Origin of the sequence: Streptomyces sp. WELS2 (genome assembly GCF_013870595.1) — a bacterium.
GTDB lineage: Bacteria > Actinomycetota > Actinomycetes > Streptomycetales > Streptomycetaceae > Streptomyces.
Window position 1 is genome coordinate 1 of sequence record NZ_JACBWZ010001009.1, and the last position, 2,020, is coordinate 2,020.

Below are 2,020 nucleotides of genomic sequence, written 5' to 3' on the forward strand. Positions count from 1 at the left end.
ACCGCGTGGAGGTCATCGGCTCCCAGCCGCTCGCCCCGACCTTCATCGGGAAGGCGGTTCCGCCGTCCCGATGAAGGTCGGGGCGAGCACGGCCCCCACGGCCGCCGTGGCGGCGAGCACGGTGGCCGACGGCGGCGCGGCGCCGGGCGGAACGGTCGGCTACGGCGGACGATGACGCGGCGGGAGCGCCCCGGGCACCTTGGGCCCGGGGCGCTCCGCCGTGTTCGCCGGGGTGGACGCCCCGCCACCTTGCGGACGTTTTCCCTTCCGCGGCCGGAACCGGCTGGCACACTGTAACTACTAGTATGTAAAGTGATCGCATGAACACCTCGGAACGACTGATCGAGTCCACCCGTGAGCTGTTGTGGGAGCGCGGGTACGTGGGCACCAGCCCCAAGGCGATCCTGGAGCGCTCGGGAGCGGGCCAGGGCAGCATGTACCACCACTTCAAGGGCAAGCCGGACCTCGCCCTGGCCGCGATCCGGCGTACCGCCACCGAACTGCGGGCCACCGCCGAGGCCCTGCTCGGCGGGCCGGGCACGCCGTACGAACGGATCGAGGCGTATCTGCTGCGCGAGCGCGATGTGCTGCGCGGCTGCCCGGTCGGCCGGCTGACCATGGATCCGGAGGTGATCGCGAGCGACGAACTGCGCGCGCCCGTGGACGAGACGATCGCCGCGATCCGGGACCGGATCGCCGAGCTCGTCGAAGAGGGCAAGCGGCAGGGGCAGTTCGCGCCGGAGCTGGACGGCACGGAGATCGGCGCGGCCGTGCTCGCGACCGTGCAGGGCGGCTATGTGCTCGCCCGCGCCTCCGGCTCCCCCGCCGCCTTCGACGCCGGTGTGCGCGGCCTGCTCGCACTGCTCGCCCCCCCGGACCCACGAAGCCCACGAAGCCCACGGAACCCACGGAACCCACTGAATCCCCGCAACCCCCCAACCCGCCCGACAGGAGAAACGAGTCACGTGTACATCACCAGGCGCCGGCCCGACACCCGGCAGGGTCCGGCGGACACCTTCACCGGCGCGGTCTGGCTGGACGAGATAGCCGCCCCCGCCGCCCCGTCCCGGCTGCGCATGTTCAACGTCCACTTCGCACCGGGCGCGCACACGGCCTGGCACACGCATCCGCACGGGCAGGTGCTGCACGTCCTGGAGGGCGAGGGCCTGGTGGGGCGGGCGGGCGGCGAGGTGGAGGAGATCCGCGCGGGCGACACGGTGTGGATCGAGCCGGGCGAACGGCACTGGCACGGCGCCGGGCCGCGCACCTTCATGACCCACCTCGCTGTCGTGGAGGCCGCCGAGGACGGCACGACGGCCGAGTGGCACGCGCACGTGTCCGACTACCCCGCCTGAGAAGGGATGCGAGAAGTGCACGCGATGCAGTACGAGTTCACCCTGCCCGCCGGCTACGACATGGGACTCGTCCGCTCCCGGGTCGCCCGCGTCGGGCATCTGCTGGACGACTGGGACGGCCTGGGCGTCAAGGCGTATGTGATGCGCGAGCGCGGGGTGAACGGCTCGCCGGTGAACCAGTACGGGCCGTTCTACTTGTGGAACACCGTGGAGGGCATGAACAGGTTCCTGTGGGACGGGGCCTTCCAGGGGCCGGTCGACGACTTCGGCCGGCCGGCGGTCCGGCAGTGGACCGGTCTGGCCTTCGAGGAGGGCACCGCGACCGCCTCCGCGCCGGCGTACGCCGTGCGTCGGCGCCGACCGGTGCCGGAGGGCGTGGAGCTGGCGTCGTTCATGGCGGACGCGGTGGCCGGGACGGAGAGGCTGGCGGCGGCGGACGGTGCGGTGCTCGCGGCGGCGGCCGTGGACACGCGTGCCTGGGAGGTCGTGCACTTCTCCCTCTGGGAGCACGACGACCCCGAGGCGGACGGGGACCTCTTCGAGGTGCTGCACCTGTCCGCGCCCGGCCGCGACCGGCTCCCGCGCGGGCGGCAGTGGTGAGGCGCGTCCGTACGGTCCTCGGCGACATCCGGCCCGAGGAGCTGGGCGTGTGCGACGCGCACGAC

1 protein-coding gene and 2 pseudogenes are annotated in these 2,020 nt (G+C 73.0%); all 3 read left to right on the forward strand.

Going from position 1 to position 2,020, the window contains the following annotated elements; genetic code table 11:
• Positions 1-320: 320 nt before the first annotated feature.
• Positions 321-875 (forward strand): annotated as a pseudogene (locus tag H5J33_RS38795) (TetR/AcrR family transcriptional regulator); the annotation flags it as partial.
• Between the two features lie 222 nt (positions 876-1,097).
• Positions 1,098-1,355, forward strand: a pseudogene (locus tag H5J33_RS38800) (cupin domain-containing protein); the annotation flags it as partial.
• Positions 1,356-1,370: 15 nt separating this feature from the next.
• Positions 1,371-1,955, forward strand: a complete 585-nt coding sequence (locus H5J33_RS32910; protein ID WP_181798371.1) for a DUF4865 family protein — start codon at positions 1,371-1,373, stop codon at positions 1,953-1,955.
• Positions 1,956-2,020: the final 65 nt, after the last annotated feature.